Origin of the sequence: Winogradskyella pacifica, from assembly GCF_003386275.1 — a bacterium.
In the GTDB taxonomy this organism is placed as follows: Bacteria; Bacteroidota; Bacteroidia; order Flavobacteriales; family Flavobacteriaceae; genus Winogradskyella; species Winogradskyella pacifica.
Map to the genome: position 1 here is coordinate 109967 of NZ_QREI01000009.1, position 20266 is coordinate 130232.

The following is a 20266-nucleotide window of genomic DNA, read 5'->3' on the forward strand; positions in this document are numbered from 1 at the left end:
TAGAACAGATGCAGAGTTTTAGAACAGAATTAGAAAATCCAGTAGTACAAAAGGATATCCTTGAATTAGCCAATAAAATTGAGCTTTTTCAAAAGGGGAAAATTGACGAAGAAAAATTCAGAAGCCTTCGTTTGGCTAGAGGAATTTATGGTCAACGCCAAGAAGGTGTACAAATGATTAGAATCAAATTACCTTATGGTAAAGTCTTGAGTCATCAATTGCGCCGTATTGCTGAAGTTTCAGATGAATATTCTAGAAGTCGATTGCATATTACAACACGTCAAGATATTCAAATTCATTACGTGGATATTAATAGAACACCAGAACTTTGGGCAGAATTGGAGCGCGATGATGTCACTATTAGAGAAGCTTGTGGTAATACGGTTAGAAATGTCACAGCATCTGAAACAGCCGGTATTGACACTAACGAACCTTTTGATGTCTCTCCTTATGCAGATGCCTTATTCAAGTTCTTTTTACGGAATTCTGTTTGTCAAGAAATGGGTCGAAAGTTTAAAGTATCCTTTTCAGCATCAGATGAAGATACAGGGTTATCGTACATGCATGATTTAGGTTTTATCGCCAAAATTGAAAATGGAGTTAAAGGTTTTAAGGTAATGTTAGGTGGCGGATTAGGATCACAACCAAGACATGCCGATTTGTTTTATGAATTTTTACCGTCAGATAAAATTATTCCGTTGATGGAAGGAGTTCTGCGAGTGTTCGATCGTTATGGAGAACGTAAAAGTAGAGCCAAAGCACGACTTAAATTCTTGATAAAAGATTTAGGATTAGACGCTTTTAAAGTCTTGGTTGAAGAAGAACAAAATGCCATAGAATTTAAATCAGTAACGATTGATACTTCAAACTATAAGGTGTCAAAACCAGTTTCTGTAACGGCTCCAAATGTAGAAATTAAACATACGGAGGCGTATAATTTATGGAAATCGACCAATGTAATTCCTCAAAAACAAGAGGGGTATGTTGCCATTGGAATCAAAGTTTTATTGGGTGATTTCTACACTGATAAAGCACGCTTATTAGCCGATTTGGTTGAGCACTATGCTGCAGGTGAATTGCGATTGAGTTTACGTCAGAACATCTTAATCCCTTTTGTAAAAGAAGATTTGTTGCCATTTTTTTATGTTGAATTAGAGAAGTTAGGTTTCGTTGAAGCGGGTTATAATAAAGCTGTCGATATAACAGCATGTCCTGGTACTGATACTTGCAACTTAGGGATTGCAAGTAGTACTGGGATAGCCGAAGAATTAGAACGTGTTATTAAAACGGAGTATCCTCAGTATCTCGAAAATTCTGATTTAATGATTAAAATCAGTGGTTGTATGAATGCTTGTGGACAACATAATATGGCAAATATTGGTTTTCAAGGGATGTCAATTCGGACGAAAGATAAATTAGTAGCTCCGGCATTGCAAGTGCTTTTAGGAGGTGGAAACTTAGGAAACGGAAATGCGTATTTCGCGGATAAGGTGGTTAAAATTCCGAGTAGAAGAGGACCAGACGCTTTAAGAAGAATACTAAACGATTTTGAAGCAAATGCGGAAGGCAAACAATTCGTCGACTATTATAAAGAAAAAGGCGAAAAGTATTTCTATCACTTGTTAACGGATTTATCGGACACTGAAAATTTGACTCAAGAAGATTTTATCGATTGGGGAACAGAAGAACAATATGTAAAAGCTATTGGAATAGGTGAGTGTGCCGGAGTTGTTATCGATTTAATTGCCACACTATTCCTAGAAAGCGATGAGAAAATTGAAGAATCAAAAGAGGCTTATTCTAACAAAGTATATTCGAGTGCGATTTATGAAGCGTATCGTTCTATGGTAAATTCAGCAAAAGCCATTTTGCTTTCAGAAAATATCAGCACAAATACGCAAGCTGGTATTATTTCACAGTTTGATGAACTTTTTGTAGAAACTAAAAAAATAGAATTAGGAACATCTTTTTCAGATCTTATTTATCAAATCAAAGTATTTCCTCCAACTAAAGACTTTGCCAATAATTATATAAACGCAGCAGAACAATTTTTAAAAAGTGTCAGAGCTTTTAGAGATAGACAAATTGTTGCATAAAACTAAGAGTATGACACCAAGATTAACCATAGTAGGCGCAGGCCCAGGAGATGTAGATTTAATTACTGTAAAGGCCATTAAAGCCATAAAATCTGCAGATGTCATTATGTATGATGCACTTGTAAATGTAGAATTGTTACAATATGCAGCGCCAAATACAGAGTTAATTTTTGTTGGTAAACGAAAAGGGTGTTATGCGTACCAGCAAAATCAAATTAACGAATTAATAGTGCAACGCGCTTTAAGATTTGGTCATGTGGTGCGTTTAAAAGGAGGTGATCCTTTTATTTTTGGTCGTGGTGCAGAAGAATTAGATTATGCTAAGGAATATGCGATAGAAGTGGCTATTGTTCCAGGTATTTCATCATCGGCTGCAGTGCCAGCGTATCAAGGTATTCCATTAACGAAGCGGAATGCCGCTGAAAGTTTTTGGGTCATTACAGGAACCACAAAATCTCATGAAATTTCTGGAGATATTGCTTTAGCAGCAAAATCGACAGCTACTGTGGTTATTTTAATGGGAATGAGTAAACTTTCCGAAATTGTTCAGATTTTTTCTAAGGAAGGAAAGTCCGAAACAGCTATTGCTATTATTCAAAATGGAACAAGACCAAATGAAAATGTAGGTATTGGTAAAATGTCTAATATCGAAGCTATTGTTAAAGACAAACAATTATCTAATCCTGCAATTATTATTATCGGCGAAGTTGTAAATCAGCGCGTCGATCTCACAGATATTTATACTAAAGCAGATTTAGCACAGTATAATATACAAAAACAAACGGCTTAGTTATGGAACGGAATAATTTATATCCCATCTTTTTAAAAGCTAAAAACCTCAATGTCTTGATTGTGGGAGGTGGTAATGTCGCAGAAGAAAAACTAACGTTTCTTTTAAAATCGAGTCCAGATGCAAATGTCACTATGGTATCACCAATGTATAGAGAAGGAACGATTGCAATTGCTAACACCGGAAACGTAAAACGTGTTGACGATATTTATAAAAACGGCTATTTAAAAGGGCATCATATGGTGATTGCAACAACAGATCAGCCCGAAGTAAATATCAAAATATATAAGGATTGTCGCTCACAAAACAAATTGGTTAATGTGGCAGACAATCCGCCATATTGTGATTTTTATATGGGAGGCATCGTAACTAAAGGCAATGTAAAAGTGGCGATTTCCACTAATGGACAATCACCAACTACAGCCAAACGATTACGTCAGTTTTTTGAAGATGTCATACCAGAAAATATTGATGATTTAGTAAAGAATCTCAATATATATAGAAAAACAATTAAAGGAGACTTTGAGCAGAAAGTTGAAAAATTAAACGAATTCACTAAAGGTTTAGTCGAAAAAATGTAGATTATGATTACAACAGATATACTTATTATAGGAGCAGGACCAACAGGTTTATTTACAGTATTTGAAGCTGGATTGCTAAAATTAAAGTGCCATTTAATTGATGCATTGCCCCAACCTGGTGGTCAATGCTCCGAATTATATCCTAAGAAACCAATTTATGATATTCCGGGATTTCCTGAAATTTTAGCCGGTGATTTAACCGCTAATTTATTAGAACAAGGCAAACAATTTCAACCTGGTTTTACTTTAGGTGAACGTGCAGAAACCATTGAGACTTTAGCCGATGGAAGTTTTATAGTTACGACAAATAAAGGTACACAACATCACGCTCCAATTATAGCAATTGCTGGTGGCTTAGGAAGTTTTGAGCCAAGAAAACCACAATTAGAAAATATTGCTATCTATGAAGATAACGGTTTAGCATATTTTATTAAAGATCCAGAAGTGTATCGCGATAAAAAAGTGGTAATAGCAGGAGGAGGAGATTCTGCTTTAGACTGGAGTATTTTCTTAGCAGATGTCGCTTCAGAAGTGACTTTGGTTCACCGACGAAATGAATTTAGAGGGGCTTTAGATTCTGTAGAACGTGTTCAAGAATTAAAATTACTCAACAAAATCAACATCATTACACCAGCTGAAATTACAGGACTTCACGGTGAACATAAAATTGAAGGAGTAGCGGTGACTAAAGATGGAGACACTCAAATTTTAGAGGCAGATGCTTTTATTCCACTCTTTGGTTTATCACCAAAATTAGGGCCAATTGGAGATTGGGGATTGGAGATTGAAAAGAATGCAATTAAGGTAGATACAGTAGATTACCAAACGAATATTCCCGGTATATATGCCATAGGCGATGTCAATACCTATGAAGGAAAATTAAAATTAATTCTTTGTGGTTTTCATGAAGCCACCTTAATGTGTCAATCAGCATACAAACGATTAAATCCAGGAAAGAAATTCGTTCTAAAATATACAACCGTAAGTGGTATAAATGGTTTTGATGGTACAAGAAAAGAATCACCAAAAGCAGTCGTAAAGGCAATAGTATAATGCAAGATGTTACCATTCATATTACGGACCGATATGGTGAAAAGCACACCATTTTAGCTCCAACAGACATGGCCATGAATTTAATGGAGGTAATACGTTCTTATGAGTTGGCACCAGAAGGGACAATCGGAATTTGTGGTGGTATGGCAATGTGTGCCTCTTGTCAATGTTATGTGAACTCAGCGCATAAGTTAAATACAATGGAAGACGAAGAAGAGGCGATGTTATCTGAAGCTTTTAATGTAAAAGATAATAGCAGACTGAGTTGTCAAATTCCGATTTCAGATATTTTAAATGGCTTAGAAATAGAATTAGCGCCAGAGTCCTAAAAGGGATTAAATAGATAACAATTTCTTAGGTTTTAATTAACAGAAGAATATTCATTTAGTTAGATATTTGCACTTTATTATTAAGCCCGTAATCATGAAATTAATAAATAAGTATAAATCAGATTTTAGATTTGCTTTGCAACTTTTAGTGTTAACAGCTATAGCGTTAATCGCTACTTTATTTGTGTAAAGTCTTGTCCCTTACCTAAGTGTCTAATTGTAATTATTGACTATTTTTGCACCTCAATAATTGCCAATGCGAAATCTGTTATCTTCAATTTTATTACTAATGTCTATAGTGCTCTATGGACAACAAGAAAAAGATAATACATACTTTGATCTCAATTATTTTGCTGGCAATATCGCACTTCACAATAACAGTATTGCACACTTAATAAAAGGCCATCCAGAAGGTTTTGTTTTTAGTTGGAATAAAAAAACATTTGGAAACGAAGCTTGGGAACAACGTTATAATTATCCAGATTATGGGGCATCTTTTATTTATCAAGATTTAAAAAATGAGACATTAGGTGATAATTATGGTCTCTACGCTCATTATAATTTTTATTTTTTTAAACGTAATGCCATGTTACGGATAGGACAGGGATTAAGTTATTCTATTAATCCTTATGATAAGATTGAAAACCCAAAGAATGTAGCTTTTGGATCTGATATTTTAAGTTCAACCTATGTAATGCTTAATTATAAAAAAGAGCGAATTTTTAATCGTTTTGGTATTCAAACGGGTGTTACTTTAATACATTATTCTAACGCCAATGTTAAGGCACCCAACACAAGTGTAAATACTATAGCTTTCAATTTGGGACTAAACTATCAACTAGAGGCGGAGGAAAATGAATTTGTTGAAACTGTTGATGAAGAAAAATTCACCGAAAACATAAAATATAATTTTGCGTTTAGATCTGGGATCAATGAAAGTGATGTCATTGGTAGTGGGCAATTTCCATTTTATGTACTATCTGGTTATGCAGACAAACGCTTAAGCCATGTAAGTGCCATTCAGTTTGGTGCAGATGTGTTTTTCTCTAACTTTTTAAAAGAATTGATCTATTACCAATCCGTTTCACTTCCTGAAGAGAATGTAAGTGGCGATGAAGATTATAAACGTGTCGGACTTTTTGTGGGACATGAATTATTTATCAATAGAATGTCGGTAGAATCACAATTAGGTTATTATGTGTATTATCCATTTGATTTTGAAGGTAGAACGTATATAAGAATAGGTTTAAAACGGTACTTCGGAAAAAATCTTTTCGGCGCCGTAACCTTGAAATCACATGGTGCAAAAGCAGAAGCTGTAGAATTCGGAATAGGCGTTAGATTATGAGAAAATTAGTTTACATATTTAGCTTGTTCATATTAGCTTGTAATAGCGAAGATGCTAACAATTGTTTTCAAACATCAGGAAGCATCATTCAACAAGAGGTTTCAATATCTAGTTTTCAACGTATTCTTGTTCATAAAGATGTTGAACTAATTATTAAAGAGGGCCCAGATTATAAAGTCACAATTGAAACGGGTGAAAATTTAATGAAGGATGTTACAGTGGAAGTGGTTGGAGATCGATTGATTTTAACGGATAATAATTCCTGTAACTATGTAAGAGATTATGGTATTACCAAAATATATGTGGAAACACCTACGCTTACTGAAATAAGAACATCTACACAATATGATATTTCTTCAGATGGGATTTTAAATTATGAAACGTTGACTTTGATTTCCGAAGACTATAATGAAGAAAATGAATTTACCGTTGGTGATTTTAGGCTCAATATTAATTCTGAAAGTCTGAATATAGAATCCAATAACCTGTCATTTTTCTATATTGAAGGCGCAGTAGATAATTTGTTTGTAGGGTTTTATGCAGGTGCAGGTCGTTTTGAAGGTGAAGATTTATGGGCGGATAACGTACATGTTTACCATCGCGGAAGTAATGATATGGTTGTTAATCCACAGCAAACGTTAACAGGGAACCTTAGAGGTACAGGAGATTTAATTTCAGTTAATGAACCAGCAATTGTAGATGTTGATATTATCTATACTGGACGTTTGATGTTTCAATAATCAATTAAGAACTTAGTAAAATTACTAATACAACACTAATTGCTAGAAAACCGATGCGTTTGTTCCAATTCTCGCTAAAAACGGTTCCGAAACTTTTGGTTCCTAAGAAATAGCACCAACGTAAAGAGGTTCCTATAAGTTTTGGTAAAGATTCAAAAATTGCTGTAAAAACAAACTCAATTATAACCTCCACCGTTTAACTATTTCGTTAATTCTTGAAATAAACTCTCTAAGCTCGCATTCTTCTGATTTAGTTGTAGAATTTTTAATTCATTATCGTGTGCAAAATCAAATACATGTGAGCGCATATCGTCTTTTGTAGAAAAGGTAATTTCATAAACAAAGCCGTACGTGTTTTTTACAGATTTTACTTTTGGTAGTCTTAAAAGAAAAGCATCTTCAACTCTAAAGTCAAATTCAACAATCACTATTTGTTCTTGGCCATCTCGTAAATCTTTCAAATATTTATCGGCAACCACTTCTCCCTTATTAATGATAATTACACGGTCGCACATGGCTTCAACTTCTTGCATAATATGCGTAGATAAAAACACTGTTTTTTCTTTACCTATGCTTTTGATGAGGTTTCTTATGTCTACTAATTGATTAGGATCTAAACCCGTTGTAGGTTCGTCTAAAATTAACACATCAGGATTGTGTAACAACGCATTTGCTAAACCAACACGCTGTCTGTAACCTTTAGAAAGTTGACTTATTTTTTTGTGAGCTTCTGGCTTTAATCCCGTTAACTCTATAACCTCTTCAATACGCGATTTAGGCGTGCCATAAACATTCGCGTTAAAATTCAAATATTCTTTAACGTACAAATCGGTGTAAAGCGGATTGTGCTCTGGTAAATATCCAACACTACTTTGTACATTCTTCTTTTCTGAAGTCACGTCAAACCCGTTTACACTTGCAGAACCTTCAGAAGCTTCAATATAAGTGGTTAAGATTTTCATCATAGTGGACTTTCCAGCACCATTTGGACCCAGAAAACCAACGATTTCTGCATCATTTACCTTAAAAGAAACATTGTTAAGTGCTTTCTGATCTTTGTATAATTTGGTAATGTTTGAAACTTTGATTGACATAGAGATAGAATTTATTCAAAAATAGTTAATTCCGAATATTGTAATGCAATTATTGTTAATTCTTTAAAACTTTGCAATTATTTGGAAAAAACTAATTCAACAATTTTGATTTGTGAAAATAATAATTACATTAGCCCTATAATTAAAGATTTCCACTGATGTGGAAAATGAATATGAACATATCTAGAGCATATTATAACTGGTTTTATTTCTTTTTTAGCTAAAGGAACGAGACTGAGTATGTTTTATTTAAAATATAGTTTTAAAAGTCTCGATTTAATCGGGACTTTTTTTATGCCAATTTTTTAGAAGTTGATAAATGTTGAACTGTTTTTAGAATATAATAAGATTAATAAATTTTGAAGAAACCAATTGCAATACAGGGAATTAAAGGATCATTTCATCACGAAGTTGTTCAGCATTATTTTAATGGTGAAGCTGAGGTTGTGGAATGTATGACTTTTGATAGTGTTATTGATACACTATTAGAGGAGCAAACGGATGAAATTGTAATGGCTTTAGAAAACTCTATTGCAGGCTCAATTATTCCTAATTACGCGCTAATTGACAATCATAATTTAAGTATTGTTGGTGAATGCTATTTAGATATTCAGCATAGTTTAATGGCGCTAAGTAATCAATCTATTGAGGATATTTTAGAGGTACATTCACACCCTATGGCTTTATTACAATGTAAGGTGTTTTTTAGAGAGTATCCGCATATAAAATTGGTGGAAGCTAAAGATACAGCTGATGTTGCAAAACAAATTTCAGATCAAAATTTAAAAGGCATTGCAGCCATAGCGAGTAAAAATGCGGCAGCATTATATGGTCTTAATGTTTTAGCAGAAAGTATTCAGACTATAAAACATAACGAAACGCGTTTTGTTATTGTGAGACGTGAAAATAATCATACTGATAACGCTCATATTAATAAAGCATCTTTAAAGTTTGAATTAGATCATAAACGCGGCAGTTTAGCAGCTTTGTTAAATGTGTTGAGTGATTGTAAACTGAACCTTACCAAAATACAATCATTACCAAAAATTGATACCCCTTGGAAATATGCGTTTTTCGTGGATGTTACTTTTACGGATTATAAAGATTACGATAAGGCGAAGTCTATTATAGGCTTAATGGCAGAGAATTTTAAAATATTGGGAGAATATAAAAATGCAAGACAATGATAGAAGTTGCAAAACGATTACAAAATGTTGAAGAATACTATTTTTCTAAGAAGTTAAGAGAAGTGGCGCTTTTAAAATCTCAAGGCAAACCCATTATTAATTTAGGTATTGGGAGTCCAGATTTAGAGCCGCCTTTTAAAGCGTCTATGTTGCTTCAAGATAGTTTAATAGATGAAAAAGCACACCAATATCAAAGTTATCAGGGCTTGCCAGAACTGAGGGAAGGAATTGCAAACTTTTATAAAATGCATTACGAGGTTAATTTAAGTTCGCAAACCGAAGTATTGCCTTTAATGGGAAGCAAGGAAGGTATAATGCATATTTCTATGGCTTTTTTAAATAAAGGCGATAAAGTGTTAATTCCTAATCCTGGGTATCCAACATATGCATCGGTAACTAAACTTTTGGAAGCAAAGCCGGTATTTTACGACTTAAAGGAAGATAATAATTGGGAACCAGATTTTGCTGCTTTAGAGCGTTTAGATTTAAAACGAGTTAAAATTATGTGGATTAACTATCCGCACATGCCAACAGGTGCAAACGCAACTAATAAATTTTATGATAAGGTGATTGCCTTTGGAAAACGACACGATATTTTAATAGTAAACGACAATCCGTATAGTTTCATTCTGAATGATAAACCCGTAAGTATTTTAAGATACAAGGATGCCAAGGATGTCTGTTTGGAGCTAAATTCATTGAGTAAAACCTTTAATATGGCGGGCTGGCGTGTTGGGATGTTAGTTGGTAATTACGATTTTATAAGTGCCGTTTTACGCGTAAAAAGTAACATGGATTCGGGTATGTTTTATGGCATTCAAAAAGGAGCTATTGAAGCTTTAAAATGTTCAGAAATGTGGTTTAAGAGTTTAAATAGTGTCTATCAAAGGCGAAGAGCATTGGTATGGAAATTAGCCAAAGGACTTAATTGTACTTATGATGAGCATGCTTCCGGGTTGTTTGTTTGGGCAAAATTACCACCACATTTAAAATCTGAAGAATTTACAGATTTAGTATTAAAAGAGCATTCTATATTTATTACGCCAGGAACTGTGTTTGGCAGTAATGGAGAAGGCTATGTAAGGTTTTCATTATGTGCGTCAGAAGACGTCATTGAAGAGGCTATTGCGAGAGTATAATTAATAAGCAGTGAGAATTAAAAAGTTAAAAGTGAATAATATTTTTATCATAGGAGTAGGATTAATTGGAGGAAGCTTTGCGTTGGATATAAAAGCGTTGCATCCAGAATGTAAGGTTTTTGGTATTGATACAACTGAAGCACATCTTGAAGAGGCTTTGCAATTAGGAGTTATTGATGAAAAAGCAAATTTTGAAGATTTAAATAAAGCAGAAATTGTAATTATAGCGATTCCGGTAGACGCAACTTTAGAGGTTTTACCTAAAGTTTTAGATCATATTTCAGATGACACTATTGTCTTTGATGTAGGTTCTACTAAAGAGGATATTTGTGAAAAAGTGAGAAATCACCCGAAGCGAAGAAATTATTTAGCAGTGCATCCTATTGCTGGTACAGAGCATTCTGGACCAAAAGCAGCGATTCACGGCTTATATAAAAACAAGACGAATATTATATGTGAAGTTGAGGAAACAGCCTTCAAACTTCAAGAAAAAGCATTAAAGTTGTTTTCAGATTTAGGAATGCGTATCCGTTATATGAATCCTAAAGCACACGATAAGCATATTGCTTATGTGTCACATTTATCGCATATAAGTGCGTTTATGTTGGGGAAAACGGTAATTGACAAAGAACGAAATGAACGCGATATTTTTGATATGGCAGGCAGTGGATTTGCAAGTACAGTGCGTTTAGCAAAAAGTTCGCCAGCGATGTGGACACCAATTTTTAAGCAAAATAAAGCCAATGTTATAGAGACTTTAGATGAGTATATCGATAATCTGAAGCATTTTAAACAGCTGATGGAAGACAATGATTTTGAAGCTGTTTATAACGAAATGGAAAAAACAAATCACATAAAAGATATATTAAACGGAATACAATAGTAATTAAGAATAAAAGCAAAAATGGAAAACAAGAAAGAAATGAGAACTTGGTTGGATGATATGAATCTAGATCATCCATTAGTAATTGCAGGTCCTTGCAGTGCGGAAACAGAAGAACAAGTATTAAGAATAGCACACGAGCTAAAAGATACTGATGTTAATTACTATAGAGCAGGTATTTGGAAACCAAGAACACGTCCAGGTAATTTTGAAGGAGTAGGAGCTTTAGGTCTAAAATGGTTACAAAAAGTTAAGGCAGAAACAGGAATGAAAACCTGTACAGAAGTTGCAAACGCAGCGCATGTAAAATTAGCCTTAGAGTATGATGTAGATTTATTATGGATTGGAGCACGTTCTACAGTGAGTCCATTTATAATGCAAGAAATAGCTGATGCCTTAGAAGGCACTGATAAAATAGTATTGGTTAAGAATCCAGTAAATCCAGATTTATCATTATGGTTAGGAGGTATTGAAAGATTATATTCTGCAGGAATTAAAAATTTAGGAGCCATACATAGAGGATTCTCAACGTATGAAAAATCGAAATATAGAAATATACCAGAATGGCAATTGGCGATTGAGTTTCAAAACAGATTTCCAGATTTACCTTTAATTAATGATCCTTCTCATATTACAGGAAATAGAGATATGATTTTAGAAGTGTCTCAAACGGCTCTAGATCTTAATTTTGACGGCTTAATGATCGAAACGCATTTCGATCCTGAAAATGCATGGAGTGATGCTGCACAGCAGGTAACACCAAGTAGTCTTGTTCAGATTATGAAAGATTTGAAGATTAGAAAAGAATCAGATCCTGAAGCAGAATACAACTCTGAACTTAATAATTTAAGAGCTCAGATAGATGTTGTAGATAACCAGATTATTGATTTGTTAGGCAAACGTATGAAAGTTGCTGATGGTATCGGGTTACTTAAGAAAGAAAAGAATGTTGCCGTGTTACAAAATAAACGTTGGAACGAAATCTTAGGTAAAATGGTATTAGAAGGAGATGAAAGAGGACTAAGTGAAGAATTTATTTTAAAAATGTTTAAAGCGATTCACCAAGAATCAATTATCCATCAAGAAAAGATTATAAATAACTAAATAAAAAAAGGCTCGCAATTTGCGAGCCTTTTTTATATGGTGCGCTCACTCATTTAAATGTACCATTCACGCATTGTCCGTTTTTTTACTTTTAACTTCTGAGTAGGTTTGGTATATCAACCAAAACCAATTACTCATGAAAAAAATTACAATCTTAATCCTTGCATTATGTTTTACAGTGACTTCAATAGCGCAAATTTTAGTAACAGGAGTTGTTTCTAATGATTCTATTACTTTAGAATCAGCTAGTATACTCATTAAAAATTCTACCAAAGGAATTGCAACGAACAGTAAAGGTCAATTTAAAATTGAAGCTAAGCCAGGAGATACGTTGTCTGTTTCTTATATCGGATATGAAAACAAAGAGATAGTCTTAAATAAAGATAAACATTTAGAAATTAAATTGATTGAAGGTGGCAAGCTTAAAGCGGCTGTTGTTAATGGCTTTTTAAATGATCGTAAGTCTATTTGCAGAGCTGTTTGTTATAGTGAGACACGATGTGGTGTTGGCATTGAAACATCTGTTAATTATAAATTATTGTCAAATCAAGTACGTCCTAAACTCTTCCCAAACCCATCTTCAAATGGTGTTTTTCAATTAAAGTTGAATGAAGATTATGATGAAGTGAAAATTTCAATAGTCAATAGTTCTGGTCAAATCATTCAAAATTCAACACATCAAAAGTTTGGAGAAAAAGTGACTATTGATGTATCGCAATTTGCTTCTGGAATTTATATTATAAACATTATAGCCGATGGAAAACAGCTAGAATCCATAAAAGCGATAAGAAGTTAAGGAAATGGCTTGTATATTATGCGAGCTTTTTTGTTCCATTAAACAATAATGACCATCTTTGTTGTAATGACAGGAACAGTATATAAATCTACAGGCAGTTGGTACACTGTAAAAACCCTAAACGGTAAATTCTATGAATGTAGAATTAAAGGCCGATTTAGATTGGCGGGTATTAAAAGTACCAACCCAATTGCTGTTGGCGATAAAGTAGAGTTTGAATTAGAAACAAAAAACAACACGGATACAGGTGTAATTCATCGCATTGAAGAGCGTAAAAACTACATTGTTCGTAAGTCAGTAAACCTTTCTAAGCAAACGCATATTATTGCTTCAAACATTGATCAGGTGTTTTTATTGGTGACTATAGATAATCCACCGACATTTACCACTTTTATCGATCGGTTTTTAGTGACGGCGGAAGCCTACTCTATTAAAACAGTGTTATTATTTAATAAAGTAGATACTTATGATGAAGACACTTTTTTAGAGGTAAAATATCTCGCTAGTGTCTACAGAGCGATAGGTTATGAGTGTATTGGTATTTCTGCAACCACAGGGAAAAATATAGATCAGGTTAAAACCTTAATGAAAGGTAAAGTAAGCATGTTTGCTGGTCATTCTGGAGTTGGTAAATCTACTTTAGTAAATGCTATTGAACCGTCCTTAGATCTAAAAACCAAAGCCATTTCCTCGCAGCATAGCCAAGGACAGCATACCACAACATTTGCAGAAATGTTTGATCTTAGTTTCGATGCGGTTATTATTGATACTCCAGGTATTAAAGGATTTGGAGTTGTTGATATGGAAAAAGAAGAAGTTGGCGATTATTTTCCTGAGTTTTTTGCTTTAAAACAAGATTGTAAGTTTAATAATTGTATTCACCTCAACGAGCCAAAATGTGCTGTAAAGGACGCTTTAGAGGCTAATGAAGTTTCCTATTCAAGATATAAGAGTTATGTTCAAATTTTAGAAGGAGAAGATGAACATTACAGAACGGACAATTGGGACGAGGCGTAATCGTTTCTTTTTTGTTGTAGTAAGGTTGAATTAAGTTATCAATTTATGAGGATAGTAATACAAAGAGTTTCTGAAGCTTCAGTTGTCATAAATAATTCTGAAGTCGCAACCATTCAAAAAGGACTTTTAATTTTATTGGGAATCGAAAATGAGGATACCCAGGAAGACATTGATTGGCTCTGTAATAAAATAGCTAATCTTCGTGTTTTTCCGGATGAGGATGGTGTAATGAATATCTCCCTAAAAGCTTCCGAAGGAGATGTTATTTTGGTAAGTCAATTCACGCTTCACGCCAGTACAAAAAAAGGAAATCGCCCAAGTTATATTAAAGCAGCAAAACCAGATATTGCTATTCCGCTGTATGAAGGCTTTATTAAAACCCTTCGAGCTACATTGGGTAAATCTATACAAACTGGTGAGTTTGGTGCCGATATGAAAGTGCATTTGGTCAATGACGGGCCTGTGACTATACTTATTGACTCAAAAAATAAAGAGTAATACCCAAGAGCAAATTACAACGCATATAATTTTAAATTTTATTTGTCATTCCAGTAAGTAGAAATGGGTTAATACGGTTTGAAAGTTATGAGTATTCAATTATAAATTGAAATTTTTTAATCAACTTTAGAAAGAAATAGGGCTCTCATCGAATAATTTAGAAACATAAGAGATTTATATCAGAAATAGTTTGGCTATTTGTTTTTCCTTTCTATATTGTAGAACTAACCCGACAAAACTATCTAATGCTCAAATCACTACCTAGCAAGATTAACCTTTTTTCTTACGTATTGTTTTTTTCGATTTTCGGCTTTTCTCAATCTGAAGACACCTATATTGCAATGCTTGCGCCACAAGAACTAACAACAAAAGTTAATGCGATTGTTAGGTATGATAATCAAAAAATAGAGATAAATGCTATAGATAATATGGTGGTACATACAAAGCGTATCGTTACAGTTTATAACAAATACGGAGATAAGCATGCCAACTCTTTAGAATTTTATAGTGAAAACTCAAGTATTAAAACGATAGAAGCTAGAGTTTACGATAGTTTTGGTGAAGAAATAAAGAAGATAAAAAAGAATGACTTTACAGATAATAGCGCTGTAAGTGGAGGAACATTATATTCTGATAGTCGTGTTAAGTATTACGATTACACACCTACTAGTTACCCTTATACTATTGAGTTTATATCTGAAGTGAAACATAATACTACGGCTTTTATTCCCCAATGGAGACCAATCAACGGTTATTTTTTAGCCATTCAATTTGCCGAGTATAAAATTGAAAATAATTCAGGAATACCTTTAAAACTTAAAAAGGAAAATATTGAGAATAATAACGTAATTGAAGTCTCGGAGAATCATTTTAGAATCGAGAATTTACCAGGGGTTAACTACGAATCGTATAGCCCTTCGCTCGTTACATTTACTCCTAACGTAAAACCAGCACTTACGAAGTTTAATATGAATGGTGTAGAAGGTGTAAACACTAATTGGCAAGATTTTGGAAAATGGGTTTATGGAGAGCTTTTAACTGGTACAGATATATTACCGCAATCTGCTATAGACGATGTAAAAACGCTAACTGAAGGTATAGATGATAAAATTGAGCGTGCCAGATTGGTTTATAAATACATGCAAGATAGAACACGTTATATAAGTGTTCAGATAGGAATAGGCGGTTGGAAACCAATGTTGGCAGACGACGTAAGTAAGCTTGGTTATGGAGATTGTAAAGGTTTAACAAACTATACAAAAGCATTATTGGAAGCCGTAGATGTGCCTTCGTATTATACGTTGGTTTTTGGAAGTCGTAATATTTTAGATATTGATAAAGAGTTTTCATCAGCTCAAGGGAATCACGCTATTCTTTGTGTTCCTAATAATGGTGAGAATATTTTTTTAGAGTGCACAAATCAAACTAATCCTTTTGGGTTTTCTGCTGGTTTTACGGATGATCGATCTGTATTATTAGTAAAGCCAGAAGGAGGTGAAATAGTACGAACTAAAATTTATGAAGCAGACGAAAGTCTTCAGAAAACAAACGCTAATGTTATTATGGATGCAACAGGTGGTTTTACGGCAGATGTAACTGTTAAAACTACAGGTTATCAGTATAGTCTGCATGATGGTATTCAAAATAAAACGGAACAAGATCAGCATATCTATTACAAGGACTATTGGGATAATATCAAGAATATCTTTATTGAAAATATCAATATTATAAATGATAAAGAAATTATTGTTCTAAGTGAAGCGGTTAAATTATCAGCAACAAATTATGCTTCAAAGAGTGGTGATAGACTTATTTTTCAACCCAATATGTTTAATACGGTGACTTCCATTCCTTCGAGATATACGGATCGAAAATTAGAATTTAAAGTAGAGCGTTCTTTTAAAGACTCTGATGAATTTATTATTCAATTACCAGAAGATTTTAAGGTGGAAGCCATGACAGAAGCTAAGGATATTAAAACCAAGTTCGGTACATATAGTTTTAAATTAGAAAAATTAGAAGCCAATAAGTTGAAATACACAAGAACTTATATTCTACTAAAAGGAAACTATCCAAAGGAAGATTATAAAGCCTTTAGAGAGTTTAGAAAACAGATTGTAAAACACGATAAAAGTAAAGTGGTATTAATTAAGGCTTAATGATTTCTTATATAATAATTCAACCTAATCACCAATACAATAATTAAAGACCCACTATTTACATTGGTAATAGTCTTAACTTTTTAAGTTCTCAGAATTATGGATTTAGTGAAATTTTAAACGCCGAACTAAAAGAAAAAGATCCTATAAAAAATTCAGCTGCTTCTGCAGCCATTTTTATATCACAATGAAGATATAAGTTTCTTTTTTTTTGTCATTAATAATTACAGATGTAAAATGACAACGGAGCTAACAGCAACTTTAAATAATAAGAAAATTATTGATAATACGTATTCCTCTTTTTTCTCTATTATTTTTAGCAACGAAAGAAAATCCATTTAAATTGGAAGAACGTGAATATCCAATCGATTTGGTAATCCCTGATACAGGTAAATATATAGTTAATGTTTTGCTGTCAGAAGGCTCCGATGTAGAATTTCTTCCTAAGTCAGAAGTATTAGGTTTTATAATGTTAACGTAACATTTACGTATCTTGTTCAGCAAAACGGAAAATATTTGCAATTAAAGTCGCAATTAGATATTACTAATCCTTTAATTTTGCCAGTAGATTGCAAGGCGTTTAAAGCCTTTTATAGTAAAATAGTAGAAAAACAAGCAGAAAAAAATGCATTAACTAAGGTATAAACATGAATATCAAAAACGCACAAAAAGAAGTTGACGATTGGATTAATGAACACGGTGTACGTTACTTTAATGAACTTACAAATATGGCACAGCTAACCGAAGAAGTTGGTGAAGTGGCACGTATTATAGCCAGACGTTACGGAGAACAAAGTGAAAAAGAAAGCGATAAAGATAAAGATCTAGGCGAGGAGTTGTCTGATGTAATGTTTGTGGTATTGTGTTTGGCAAATCAAACAGGTATAGACTTACAAACTGCTTTCGATAAAAAAATGGATAAAAAAACAAAACGAGATCATAACAGACATCACAATAATGATAAATTAAAGTAGTTTTGTCATTCATTTTTATTTTAAAGCTTTCTTATGGACATTAAAATCCAAAAATCACAACTTCATAATCACCAAAAGGTTCAAATTACAGGATCTAAAAGTGAATCTAATCGTCTGTTATTGCTCCAGGCGTTATATCCTCAGGTTAGTATCAGTAATGTGTCTAATTCTGATGATTCAGTGCTAATGCGAAAAGCATTGTCTTCAGAGGAGGAACTTATAGATATTCATCATGCAGGTACGGCCATGCGATTTTTAACAGCTTATTTTTCAATTCAGAAAGGTAGAGAAACGATTATCACTGGGTCACCTCGTATGAAAGAACGACCTATTAAAATATTGGTTGATGCTTTAAGTACATTAGGTGCCGAGATTACGTATTTAGAGAATGACGGATTTCCACCCTTAAAAATAATAGGTAAAGAACTGACGGAAAATAAAGTTACTTTGGCGGCTAATGTAAGCAGCCAGTATATTTCGGCTTTATTATTAATTGCGTCTAAATTTGAAAAGGGATTAGAGTTAACATTAGAAGGGAAAATAACTTCGGTGCCATATATTAATATGACGTTGAGCTTATTAAATAGTGTTGGCGTCGAAACCAGTTTTGTTGAGAATATCATTACTGTAAAACCCAATACAACTGATATAGAACCTCAAACGCTTACGGTTGAATCTGATTGGTCATCAGCATCTTACTTTTATGGTCTAATTGCTTTAAGTGATGTCGGTACAGAAATTACTATCGGATCTTACAAAAGTGAAAGCTTGCAAGGAGATTCTGTATTGGCAGATATTTATGAGAAATTTGGAGTTACTACGACGTTTTTAAAGGAGTCAATTACACTTCGGAAATCATCGAATATTGATATTAATTCTATTGTTGAGCTAGATTTAAAAAATGCTCCAGATATTGCGCAAACCATTGCTGTAACAGCATTTGGTTTAGGATTAGAATGTTATATGATAGGTTTACATACCCTTAAAATAAAAGAAACAGACCGCTTGGTTGCGCTTAAAACTGAATTAGAAAAGTTAGGTGCAGAAGTAATCATTACAGACCTTTCTTTACATTTAAAACCATCAAAAACAGTTAATAGTAATATAACAATAGCAACATATAATGATCATAGAATGGCTATGGCCTTTGCACCTTTAGGTTTAAAAGTGCCAATTGTTATTGAAAACGCTGATGTGGTGAGTAAATCGTATCCTCAATTTTGGGAAGATTTCAAAACGATTGGTTTCAATTTAAAATAAACCCTTATTTACTTGACAAGGCCTATGTTGAGATTGTATATTTGCAATTCGAAAAAATAAAACAGATACATGAAATTATCACACTTTAGTTTTGACCTTCCAGATGAATTATTAGCTGAACATCCTGCAGAACACAGAGATGAATCTAGACTAATGGTTCTTGATAGAGCAAAACAAACTATCGAGCACAAACAGTTCAAGGATATTATCGATTATTTTGATGAAGGTGATGTGATGATAATGAATGATACCAAAGTGTTTCCGGCACGTTTATTTGGTAATAAAGAAAAAACAGGTGCACGTATCGAAGTGTTTTTACTACGTGAGTTAAACCAAGATCAACGTCTTTGGGATGTATTGGTAGATCCGGCTCGTAAAATAAGAATTGGTAATAAATTATATTTTGGTGATGATGAGACTTTAGTTGCTGAAGTTATAGATAACACCACCTCTAGAGGTAGAACATTACGTTTCCTTTATGATGGTTCTTATACAGACTTTAGAACAAAATTAACGCAACTTGGTGAAACACCTTTGCCAAAGTATATCAACAGAGAGGTAGAGCCAGAAGATGAAGAGCGTTACCAAACGATTTATGCTAAGAATGAGGGAGCTGTAGCAGCACCAACAGCAGGTTTGCATTTTTCTAAACATTTATTAAAACGTTTAGAGATAAAAGGTGTTAAAACAGCAGAAGTAACTTTACATGTAGGTTTAGGTACATTTAACCCAGTTGAGGTTGAAGATTTATCTAAGCACAAAATGGACAGTGAAGAGATTGTAATTAAGAAAAGTGCTGCAGATATTGTAAATGAAGGTATAGAAAAGAAAAAGCGTGTGTGTGCTGTAGGTACAACATCAATGCGTACTATTGAAAGTTCAGTATCCTCAAACGGAAGATTAAATGAATTTGAAGGTTGGACAAACAAATTTATATTTCCCCCATACGAGTTTAGCATCGCTAATTGTATGATTACTAACTTCCATACACCAAAATCTACGTTGTTAATGATGACATCAGCTTTTGCTGGTCATGATTTTATGAAGAAAGCCTATGAAGAAGCAGTAAAAGAAAAGTATAAATTCTATTCTTATGGTGATGCGATGTTAATCATCTAAGCATTCAAAAATTATAAAGTTTTAAAAAAAGTCTCTTCATTGAGGCTTTTTTTGTTTTTAATATTTTTTGGCGTTACCCAAGGGGCAGGCTGTTCGCTG

The 20266-nt window shown here is 33.5% G+C and carries 20 protein-coding genes; 18 read left to right on the plus strand and 2 right to left on the minus strand.

Annotated elements, in window-relative coordinates; all coding sequences use genetic code 11:
* The first annotated feature begins 8 nt into the window (after positions 1-8).
* The 7 genes from DFQ09_RS16260 (at position 9) to DFQ09_RS16290 (ending at position 6937) form a co-directional block, all read left to right on the plus strand.
* Complete coding sequence (locus DFQ09_RS16260) at positions 9-2096, plus strand: HEPN domain-containing protein (RefSeq protein WP_115812226.1); 2088 nt, start codon at positions 9-11, stop codon at positions 2094-2096.
* 10 nt (positions 2097-2106) lie between these two features.
* Complete coding sequence (gene cobA, locus DFQ09_RS16265) at positions 2107-2886, plus strand: uroporphyrinogen-III C-methyltransferase (RefSeq protein WP_115812228.1); 780 nt, start codon at positions 2107-2109, stop codon at positions 2884-2886.
* A gap of 2 nt (positions 2887-2888) precedes the next feature.
* Entirely contained in the window at positions 2889-3467 is a 579-nt protein-coding gene (locus tag DFQ09_RS16270) for a precorrin-2 dehydrogenase/sirohydrochlorin ferrochelatase family protein (protein WP_115812230.1), read from the plus strand.
* 3 nt (positions 3468-3470) lie between these two features.
* Positions 3471-4520: an NAD(P)/FAD-dependent oxidoreductase gene (locus tag DFQ09_RS16275; RefSeq protein WP_115812232.1), complete on the plus strand. Its 1050-nt coding sequence runs from the start codon at positions 3471-3473 to the stop codon at positions 4518-4520.
* Positions 4520-4849 carry a 2Fe-2S iron-sulfur cluster-binding family protein gene (locus DFQ09_RS16280; RefSeq protein WP_179349664.1) on the plus strand — a complete coding sequence of 110 codons (330 nt, stop codon included), beginning with the start codon at positions 4520-4522 and terminating at the stop codon, positions 4847-4849. Before DFQ09_RS16275 ends, DFQ09_RS16280 begins: the two co-directional genes overlap by 1 nt.
* Positions 4850-5105: 256 nt before the next feature.
* On the plus strand, positions 5106-6197 hold the full coding sequence (locus DFQ09_RS16285) for an acyloxyacyl hydrolase (protein WP_115812236.1): 1092 nt from the start codon (positions 5106-5108) through the stop codon (positions 6195-6197).
* Positions 6194-6937 carry a head GIN domain-containing protein gene (locus DFQ09_RS16290; RefSeq protein WP_181897202.1) on the plus strand — a complete coding sequence of 248 codons (744 nt, stop codon included), beginning with the start codon at positions 6194-6196 and terminating at the stop codon, positions 6935-6937. Before DFQ09_RS16285 ends, DFQ09_RS16290 begins: the two co-directional genes overlap by 4 nt.
* Before the next feature lie 4 nt (positions 6938-6941).
* Here the strand turns inward: DFQ09_RS16290 and DFQ09_RS16295 are convergent, their stop codons facing one another.
* Positions 6942-7130: a hypothetical protein gene (locus DFQ09_RS16295; RefSeq protein ID WP_115812240.1), complete on the minus strand. Its 189-nt coding sequence runs from the start codon at positions 7128-7130 to the stop codon at positions 6942-6944.
* 7 nt (positions 7131-7137) lie between these two features.
* On the minus strand, positions 7138-8031 hold the full coding sequence (gldA, locus tag DFQ09_RS16300; protein WP_115812242.1) for a gliding motility-associated ABC transporter ATP-binding subunit GldA: 894 nt from the start codon (positions 8029-8031) through the stop codon (positions 7138-7140).
* Positions 8032-8390: 359 nt separating this feature from the next.
* Between gldA and DFQ09_RS16305 the strand changes: the two genes are divergently transcribed.
* The 11 genes from DFQ09_RS16305 to queA all read left to right on the plus strand — a co-directional run bounded on the left by DFQ09_RS16305 (position 8391) and on the right by queA (position 20167).
* Positions 8391-9218, plus strand: a complete 828-nt coding sequence (locus DFQ09_RS16305) for a prephenate dehydratase (RefSeq protein ID WP_115812244.1) — start codon at positions 8391-8393, stop codon at positions 9216-9218.
* Positions 9215-10357 (plus strand): pyridoxal phosphate-dependent aminotransferase, encoded by a 1143-nt coding sequence (locus DFQ09_RS16310; RefSeq protein ID WP_115812246.1) that lies wholly within the window; start codon positions 9215-9217, stop codon positions 10355-10357. The genes DFQ09_RS16305 and DFQ09_RS16310 overlap by 4 nt, the downstream gene beginning before the upstream one ends.
* A gap of 31 nt (positions 10358-10388) precedes the next feature.
* Positions 10389-11240, plus strand: a complete 852-nt coding sequence (locus tag DFQ09_RS16315) for a prephenate dehydrogenase (protein WP_115812421.1) — start codon at positions 10389-10391, stop codon at positions 11238-11240.
* A 21-nt stretch (positions 11241-11261) separates the two neighbouring features.
* The gene (locus tag DFQ09_RS16320; protein ID WP_115812248.1) at positions 11262-12344 is read left to right on the plus strand and encodes a bifunctional 3-deoxy-7-phosphoheptulonate synthase/chorismate mutase type II; all 1083 of its coding nucleotides are present in this window, start codon (positions 11262-11264) and stop codon (positions 12342-12344) included.
* A 136-nt stretch (positions 12345-12480) separates the two neighbouring features.
* Positions 12481-13140: a T9SS type A sorting domain-containing protein gene (locus DFQ09_RS16325; RefSeq protein ID WP_115812250.1), complete on the plus strand. Its 660-nt coding sequence runs from the start codon at positions 12481-12483 to the stop codon at positions 13138-13140.
* Positions 13141-13206: 66 nt separating this feature from the next.
* Positions 13207-14157 carry a ribosome small subunit-dependent GTPase A gene (rsgA, locus tag DFQ09_RS16330; protein ID WP_115812423.1) on the plus strand — a complete coding sequence of 317 codons (951 nt, stop codon included), beginning with the start codon at positions 13207-13209 and terminating at the stop codon, positions 14155-14157.
* Positions 14158-14202: 45 nt separating this feature from the next.
* A complete protein-coding gene (gene dtd / locus DFQ09_RS16335; RefSeq protein ID WP_115812252.1) occupies positions 14203-14655 on the plus strand; it encodes a D-aminoacyl-tRNA deacylase in 453 nt (150 codons plus the stop codon).
* A gap of 245 nt (positions 14656-14900) precedes the next feature.
* Entirely contained in the window at positions 14901-16814 is a 1914-nt protein-coding gene (locus tag DFQ09_RS16340; RefSeq protein WP_115812254.1) for a DUF3857 domain-containing protein, read from the plus strand.
* Positions 16815-17461: 647 nt separating this feature from the next.
* A complete protein-coding gene (locus DFQ09_RS16350) occupies positions 17462-17788 on the plus strand; it encodes a nucleotide pyrophosphohydrolase (RefSeq protein WP_115812258.1) in 327 nt (108 codons plus the stop codon).
* A gap of 33 nt (positions 17789-17821) precedes the next feature.
* A complete protein-coding gene (locus DFQ09_RS16355; RefSeq protein WP_115812260.1) occupies positions 17822-19048 on the plus strand; it encodes a 3-phosphoshikimate 1-carboxyvinyltransferase in 1227 nt (408 codons plus the stop codon).
* 69 nt (positions 19049-19117) lie between these two features.
* Positions 19118-20167, plus strand: coding sequence for a tRNA preQ1(34) S-adenosylmethionine ribosyltransferase-isomerase QueA (queA, locus tag DFQ09_RS16360; protein WP_115812262.1), 1050 nt, complete (start codon positions 19118-19120; stop codon positions 20165-20167).
* The last annotated feature ends 99 nt before the right edge of the window (positions 20168-20266 follow it).

Coding starts and splice junctions, on each gene's coding strand:
- queA (WP_115812262.1), top strand. CDS start 19,118: ATGAAATTATCACACTTTAGTTTTGACCTTCCAGATGAATTATTAGCT.
- DFQ09_RS16275 (WP_115812232.1), top strand. CDS start 3,471: ATGATTACAACAGATATACTTATTATAGGAGCAGGACCAACAGGTTTA.
- DFQ09_RS16355 (WP_115812260.1), top strand. CDS start 17,822: ATGGACATTAAAATCCAAAAATCACAACTTCATAATCACCAAAAGGTT.
- DFQ09_RS16310 (WP_115812246.1), top strand. CDS start 9,215: ATGATAGAAGTTGCAAAACGATTACAAAATGTTGAAGAATACTATTTT.
- DFQ09_RS16350 (WP_115812258.1), top strand. CDS start 17,462: ATGAATATCAAAAACGCACAAAAAGAAGTTGACGATTGGATTAATGAA.
- DFQ09_RS16325 (WP_115812250.1), top strand. CDS start 12,481: ATGAAAAAAATTACAATCTTAATCCTTGCATTATGTTTTACAGTGACT.
- DFQ09_RS16270 (WP_115812230.1), top strand. CDS start 2,889: ATGGAACGGAATAATTTATATCCCATCTTTTTAAAAGCTAAAAACCTC.
- DFQ09_RS16285 (WP_115812236.1), top strand. CDS start 5,106: ATGCGAAATCTGTTATCTTCAATTTTATTACTAATGTCTATAGTGCTC.
- DFQ09_RS16260 (WP_115812226.1), top strand. CDS start 9: ATGCAGAGTTTTAGAACAGAATTAGAAAATCCAGTAGTACAAAAGGAT.
- cobA (WP_115812228.1), top strand. CDS start 2,107: ATGACACCAAGATTAACCATAGTAGGCGCAGGCCCAGGAGATGTAGAT.
- dtd (WP_115812252.1), top strand. CDS start 14,203: ATGAGGATAGTAATACAAAGAGTTTCTGAAGCTTCAGTTGTCATAAAT.
- gldA (WP_115812242.1), bottom strand. CDS start 8,031: ATGTCAATCAAAGTTTCAAACATTACCAAATTATACAAAGATCAGAAA.
- DFQ09_RS16340 (WP_115812254.1), top strand. CDS start 14,901: ATGCTCAAATCACTACCTAGCAAGATTAACCTTTTTTCTTACGTATTG.
- DFQ09_RS16290 (WP_181897202.1), top strand. CDS start 6,194: ATGAGAAAATTAGTTTACATATTTAGCTTGTTCATATTAGCTTGTAAT.
- rsgA (WP_115812423.1), top strand. CDS start 13,207: ATGACAGGAACAGTATATAAATCTACAGGCAGTTGGTACACTGTAAAA.
- DFQ09_RS16280 (WP_179349664.1), top strand. CDS start 4,520: ATGCAAGATGTTACCATTCATATTACGGACCGATATGGTGAAAAGCAC.
- DFQ09_RS16320 (WP_115812248.1), top strand. CDS start 11,262: ATGGAAAACAAGAAAGAAATGAGAACTTGGTTGGATGATATGAATCTA.